Origin of the sequence: Cereibacter changlensis JA139, assembly GCF_003034985.1 — a bacterium.
GTDB classification, from domain to species: Bacteria; Pseudomonadota; Alphaproteobacteria; order Rhodobacterales; family Rhodobacteraceae; genus Cereibacter; species Cereibacter changlensis.
This window is the reverse complement of record NZ_PZKG01000179.1, coordinates 1-6,619: the sequence shown is the minus strand read 5'-3', so window position 1 is coordinate 6,619 and position 6,619 is coordinate 1. Positions and strand designations below refer to the sequence as shown.

At 67.4% G+C, this 6,619-nt stretch carries 6 protein-coding genes; all 6 read left to right on the top strand.

Annotation, left to right across the window (positions count from 1 at the left end; translation table 11 throughout):
- Positions 1–522 precede the first annotated feature (522 nt).
- Positions 523–708 carry a hypothetical protein gene (locus tag C5F48_RS24905; RefSeq protein WP_146170687.1) on the top strand — a complete coding sequence of 62 codons (186 nt, stop codon included), beginning with the start codon at positions 523–525 and terminating at the stop codon, positions 706–708.
- Position 709: 1 nt separating this feature from the next.
- The gene (locus C5F48_RS21015) at positions 710–802 is read left to right on the top strand and encodes a potassium-transporting ATPase subunit F (RefSeq protein WP_107665728.1); all 93 of its coding nucleotides are present in this window, start codon (positions 710–712) and stop codon (positions 800–802) included.
- Positions 803–812: 10 nt separating this feature from the next.
- Positions 813–2,480, top strand: a complete 1,668-nt coding sequence (gene kdpA, locus C5F48_RS21010) for a potassium-transporting ATPase subunit KdpA (RefSeq protein ID WP_107665727.1) — start codon at positions 813–815, stop codon at positions 2,478–2,480.
- A 35-nt stretch (positions 2,481–2,515) separates the two neighbouring features.
- Complete coding sequence (gene kdpB / locus C5F48_RS21005; protein ID WP_373454360.1) at positions 2,516–4,525, top strand: potassium-transporting ATPase subunit KdpB; 2,010 nt, start codon at positions 2,516–2,518, stop codon at positions 4,523–4,525.
- Between the two features lie 10 nt (positions 4,526–4,535).
- On the top strand, positions 4,536–5,129 hold the full coding sequence (gene kdpC, locus C5F48_RS21000) for a potassium-transporting ATPase subunit KdpC (RefSeq protein WP_107665725.1): 594 nt from the start codon (positions 4,536–4,538) through the stop codon (positions 5,127–5,129).
- The coding region (locus tag C5F48_RS20995) for a DUF4118 domain-containing protein (RefSeq protein WP_146170686.1) at positions 5,126–6,619 on the top strand (1,494 nt) is incomplete at its 3' end. The genes kdpC and C5F48_RS20995, both read left to right, overlap by 4 nt.

Sequence of the window (6,619 nt, the reverse complement as noted above, 5' to 3'; positions counted from 1 at the left end):
GTCGAGATCGACCACTAGAGGGATACCGATGGGCAAGCCCTCGAGTACGGGTTCAAATGGACCCGGATCAACTGGCATCTGGACTCTCCTATGCAAAGTCTTGGATAAAATCGTGAGTCGCATATCACATCATTGGCAAGTTAGCGCCTCTATCTGAAGGAAAGGCCATCTTGCCGATGATGGTTGGCGAAGTTGAAGCGGGATGACTGTTCAGCAGGCAGCCTCCGACGCGCTGCGGCATCAGAAGGCTGTCGGCCGCATGCATGAATCGGAGCGTCTGTCCGAAAGGGCACATAGCCACACGGCAAATGGGCCGACTTTGGGGCTGCCTATGGTCAAGGTGGTGAGCGCTACTTGCGCAGGTGTGACAGTGTTTCATAGTTGATCCGGGTCCTCGAAGTAGCCGACCGCAGTCCTGAAAGCGGCCGTCCGGCAGAGGAGGAAGAACAGCTCTCCAGACGGCGGAGACCGGGCTTGGCGACGCCAATCTCGGTCCGCGAAGGGCGACGGAACTAATGCCGAATGCATTTTTTACGCGGCCTTTACGCCCTTCGGCCTGAACAGGAATGGCATCTTTACGGGCTTCGGATCCAGCCTCGCGGCAACCAAACCGGAGGATCCGCAATGCTCGACATCATCTACATCGGCCTGGGGCTGGCCGGCTTTGCCCTGTTCACCCTCGCCGTGCGCGGCCTGGAGCGGATGTGACATGCCTCTGTTCGATCTGATCCTGGGCTCGACCGTGTCCGCGGGCTTGTTCGTCTATCTCGGGGCCGCCCTGTTGCGGTCCGACCGGTTCTGAGGCGCGCATCATGACGATACTGGCCTACAGCCTCTACTTCGCCGCCCTCGTGGGCGCGCCGCTTGGCCTCGCCTTGTGGATGGGCCGCGTCTATGGCGGCGTTTCCGCCCTTGCCGGCATGGAGCGCGCGGTCCTGCGGGCAGCCGGCGTCAACCCCGAACGCGGGATGACATGGGGAAGCTATGCCATGGCGGTGCTGGCGTTCAATCTGGCGGGGTTCCTCCTGCTCTATGCGATCCTGCGCAGCCAGGGCTTGCTGCCGCTGAACCCCGACGGCATTGCGGGGATGGCTCCCGACCTTGCCTTCAACACCGCGGTCAGCTTCGTGACCAACACCAACTGGCAGGCCTATTCGGGCGAGGCGCAGCTGTCCTATCTGGCCCAGATGGCCGGGCTCACGGTGCAGAACTTTGTCAGCGCGGGCACCGGGATGGCGGTGGCCGTGGCGGTGATCCGGGGCTTCACAGCGGCGAAGGGCGGCACGCTCGGCAATTTCTGGCTGGACCTGACGCGGTCGGTCCTGTGGATCCTCTTGCCGCTGTCGATCATCCTGGCGCTGTTCCTGGCCTGGCAGGGCGTGCCGCAGACGCTGCAAGGGGCGGTGACGGCCGTGACAGTCGAGGGCGGAGAGCAGATCATCGCACGTGGCCCCGCCGCGGCGCAGATCGCGATCAAGCAGCTTGGCACCAACGGCGGCGGGTTCTTCGGCGTCAACTCGGCGCATCCGTTCGAGAACCCGAGCGTCGCCTCGAACCTCGCGCAATGCCTGTCGATCCTGCTGATCCCGGTGGCGTTCTGCTTTCTCTTCGGCCGGATGGCCGGGGACCGCAGGCAGGGCTGGGCGATCTTCGCCGCCATGGCGGTGATGTTCGTGGCGGGTCTTGCGGTGATCCATTGGGCCGAAGTCGCGGGCAACCCGCTGCTCGGGCCGGGGGCGAACATGGAGGGCAAGGAGCAGCGGTTCGGCGCCATGCTGTCGGCGCTCTGGGCAGCCTCCACCACGGCGGCCTCGAACGGGTCGGTCAACGCCATGCATGACAGTTTCATGCCGCTGTCGGGCCTCGTGATGCTGGTGTTCATGCAGATCGGCGAGGTGATCTTCGGCGGGGTCGGGGCGGGGCTCTACGGGATGCTGCTCTATGTCGTGCTGGCGGTCTTTCTGGCCGGGCTCATGGTGGGGCGCACGCCGGAATACCTCGGCCGCAAGATCGAGGGGCGCGAGGTGACGCTGGCCGTTCTTGCCTTCCTGTCGATGCCGCTCGGTATTCTGGTGGGGGGCGCGGTCGCCGCCACCGCGCCTGCGGCGCTTTCGGCTGTGCAGGATGCGGGGCCGCATGGGTTGAGCGAGATCCTCTATGCCTATTCCTCCGCGACCGGCAACAACGGGTCCGCCTTCGGAGGCTTCGGCGCGGCGCTGCCGTGGCACACCACCGCCCTGGGCCTGACCATGCTCATGGGTCGTTATGCGATCATCGTGCCCCTGCTGGCCATCGCAGGCTCGATGCTGCGCAAGACCCGCGCGCCGGTGACCGCGGGGAGCTTCCCAACGCATGGGCCGCTGTTCGTGACGCTTCTGGTGCTGACAGTGCTGATCCTTGGCGCGCTCACCTTCTTCCCCGTCCTTGCCCTTGGCCCCATCGCGGAAGAGACCGCGCGGATGGCCGGGCAGAGCTTTTGAGGTTCCCCATGTCCAGAGATGGAAAAGCAGCCGATATGTCCGGCCTTTACCGGACGGCCGCCCGGCAGAGCGTGACCAAGCTCGACCCGCGGCAGTTGTGGCGCAACCCGGTGATGTTCGTCACCGCCATCGTAGCGGCGATGACGACCGTGCTGGGCCTGCGCGACCTGGCATCGGGAACGCCCGGCGCGGGGGTGGCCCTGCACATTGCGTTCTGGCTGTGGCTTTGCGTGATCTTCGCCAACTTCGCCGAAAGCCTCGCCGAGGGGCGCGGCCGTGCGCGGGCCGATACCTTGCGGGCCACCAAGTCGGAAACCAAGGTGCGCGTGCTGGACGGGCCGGATGCCGACCCCGCAACGGCGAGCGAGGTTGTCTCGACCAGTTTGCGGGCGGGGCAGTTCGTCTATGTCGCGGCGGGCGACATCGTGCCCACCGATGGCGAAGCGGTGCGCGGCATGGCGAGCGTCAACGAAAGCGCCATCACGGGCGAGTCCGCGCCCGTGATCCGCGAGGCCGGGGGAGACCGGTCCTCCGTCACCGGGGGCACCACCATCGCGTCGGACTGGCTGGTGATGAAGGTGACGGCGGAACCGGGCAAGAGCTTTCTCGACCGGATGATCGCGCTGGTCGAAGGCGCCGAACGTCAGAAGACGCCGAACGAGATCGCGCTGAACATCCTGCTGGTGGGCCTCACGCTGATCTTCCTGTTCGTCGTGGTCACGCTGCCCGCCTTCGCCAGCTATTCCGGCGCCACCATTCCGGTGGTCGTGCTGGGCGCGCTGTTCGTGACGCTGATCCCCACCACCATCGGCGGCCTGCTGTCGGCCATCGGCATCGCAGGCATGGACCGGCTGGTGAAGGCGAACGTCATCGCCAAATCGGGCCGCGCGGTGGAAGCGGCGGGGGATGTGGACACGCTTCTGCTCGACAAGACCGGCACCATCACCTTCGGCAACCGGATGGCCGATGCGCTGCTCCCGGCCCCTGGCGTGGAGAGCCGTCGTCTGGCCGAGGCGGCGGCGCTTGCCTCGCTGGCGGATGAGACGCCCGAGGGCAGATCCATCGTTGAGAAGGCGCGCGAGCTGCTGGGGGCGGGCCTCGGGATGCCTGCAGGGGCGATGCCGGTGGCCTTTACCGCGCAGACCCGGCTTTCAGGGCTGGACCTTGCCGATGGCCGACGGTTCCGCAAAGGCGCAGTTGATGCGGTGATCCGCCTGACCGGGCAGACCCCGCCCGGCGCGCTGGCGGCGCAGGTCGACGCCATCGCCCGGTCAGGCGGCACGCCGCTGCTGGTGGCCGAAGGCGCGCAGATCCTTGGCGTCGTGCATCTGAAGGACATCGTGAAACCCGGCGTGCGCGAGCGGTTCGCCGAACTGCGGGCCATGGGCATCCGCACGGTGATGATCACCGGCGACAACCCCCTGACCGCCGCCGCGATCGCCGCCGAGGCGGGGGTGGACGATTTTCTGGCCGAAGCCACGCCCGAGATGAAGCTGGACCTGATCCGCCGCGAACAGGCGGGTGGGCGGCTGGTCGCGATGTGCGGCGACGGGTCGAACGACGCCCCCGCCTTGGCTCAGGCCGATGTCGGCGTCGCCATGAACGCGGGCACCCCGGCGGCGAAAGAGGCGGCGAACCTGATCGACCTGGACAGCGATCCGACCAAGCTGATCGAGGTGGTGATGGTGGGCAAGCAACTGCTGATCTCGCGCGGCGCGCTGACCACCTTCAGCATTGCCAATGACGTGGCGAAGTACTTCGCGGTCCTGCCGGCGATCTTCGTCGCGGCCTATCCGGGGCTCGCCGTGCTGAACATCATGGGGCTGGCCTCGCCCAGCTCGGCGATCCTGTCAGCGGTGATCTTCAACGCGCTGATCCTGATCGCGCTGGTGCCGCTGGCCCTGCGCGGCGTCGCCTACCGCCCTGCCAGCGCCGCCCAGCTTCTGCGCCGCAACCTGCTCGTCTACGGCCTGGGCGGCCTTATCGCGCCCTTCCTGGGCATCAAGGCCATCGACCTGTGCCTTGTCGCGTTGAACCTGGCCTGAGGAGACCATCATGCTCGCCCATCTGCGCTCCGCACTCTCCCTGACGATCCTGTTCACCGCCCTGACCGGCCTCGCCTATCCCCTTGTCCTAACGGGCCTTGCGCAGGGTCTCTTCCCCGCCGCCGCGAACGGCAGTCTGGTTCTGCGGGACCATACGGTGATCGGCTCCGCCCTCGTCGCCCAGCCGTTCGAGGGGGCGGGCTATCTGCATCCCCGCCCCTCGGCCAGCGGTTGGAATGCGGGGGGAACAGGGGCCTCGAACCTCGGTCCGACATCGGCTGCGCTGATCGCCACCGTGGCCGAACGCCGGGCGGCTTGGGAGGCCAAGACCGGCCGCTCCGCCCCCATCGACGCCGTCACCGCTTCGGGATCGGGGCTGGATCCGGACATCAGTCCCGAGAATGCCCTCGCGCAGGCAGGCCGCATCGCCGCGGCGCGTGGGGTGGATATTGGCGCCGTCAGCAGGCTGATCGAGGCGGCCACGCTTGGCCGAACCCTCTGGCTTTTCGGTGAGCCGCGCGTGAATGTGCTGGAAACGAACCTCGCCCTCGACGCGGCCTTTCCGGGGCCTGGCGCTGGCGGGCAAGGAACGCCGACGCAATGACATCCGCCGCCGACACCCGCCCTTCCCCCGACGCCCTGCTGACGCAGGCGGCGCGGGAAGGGCGTGGGCGGTTGAAGATCTTCATCGGTGCGGCGCCGGGCGTGGGAAAGACCTGGGCCATGCTGGACGACGCGCAGCGCAGGCATGCCGAGGGCGCGGACGTGCTGGCGGCCCTGATCGAGACCCACGGCCGGGCCGAGACGCAGGCAAAGCTGTCAGGCCTGCCGCAACTGGCGCGGAAGCCGGTGATCTACAAGGGGCGGGCGCTGACGGAGATGGACCTGGACGGCCTTCTCCGCCGCCGCCCCGCGCTCGCCCTGATCGACGAACTCGCTCACACGAATGCCGACGGGGGACGGCACGAAAAGCGCTGGCAGGATGTCGAAGAGGTTCTGGCGGCGGGGATCGACGTGTTCACCACGCTGAACATCCAGCATATCGAGACGCTGAACGAGACCGTCGCCCGCATCACCGGCGTCCGGGTGCGGGAAACCGTGCCCGACCGCGTGCTGGAGATGGCTGACGAGATCGAGCTGATCGACATTCCGCCCGACGAACTTCTGGAACGCTTGCGGCAGGGCAAGGTCTATCCGCAGGATCAGGCCGCGCGCGCCCTTACCTCGTTCTTCGCCAAGGGCAATCTCACGGCCCTGCGCGAACTGGCGCTGCGCGCCGCCGCCGACCGGGTGGATGCGCAACTGCGCGAGCACATGGCGGCCAACGCCATTGCCGGGCCCTGGCCGACGCAGGAGCGCATCCTGGTCTGCGTGAACGAAAGCCCCGCTGCACGCGAGGCGATCCGCGTCGCAAAACGCAGCGCCGACCGCGCCCGCGCCGAATGGATCGCACTCAATGTCACACAGGCGCGGGCGGAGAATTTGCCGGATGCGGACAAGGACCGGCTGGCAGGAACCCTGCGCCTGGCCGAGCGGCTGGGGGCGGAACTCGCCACGCTGGAAGCCGAACGGGATGTGGCGCAGGCGATCCTCTCCTATGCGGCGGACCGCAACGTGAAGCGCATCGTGATCGGCCGCCCGCGCCCACGTCCGTTCTGGTCGCGGCTGACGACCGAGGATGTCGCCGCGGGCCTGTTGCGCCAGTCCGGACGGTTCGAGATCACGCTCGCCGCGGAACCCGATGAACGGACAACAAGGGCGGGCTGGCATCTGCCGCATGTTGCGCATGAGCCGCTGGCTTGGGGGGAGGCGGCTCTCGCCGTCATTCTGGCCTCCGCCTTTGCCTATGCGGCAGAGCAGCTGTTCCCGGTCGCCAGCCTTTCGGTGATCTACATGACGGCGGTCGTTGTCGTGGCCAGCCGCAGGGGCCTCGGCCTCGCCATGGCCACGGCGGTTCTGGGCTTCTTCGCCTACAACTACCTGTTCACCGAACCCCGCCACAGCTTCCGCGTCTCGCGTCAGGGCGAGTTGCTGACGCTGGGCCTGTTCCTCGTGGCCTCGCTCATCACCGGCAATCTGGCGGCGCGGTTGCGC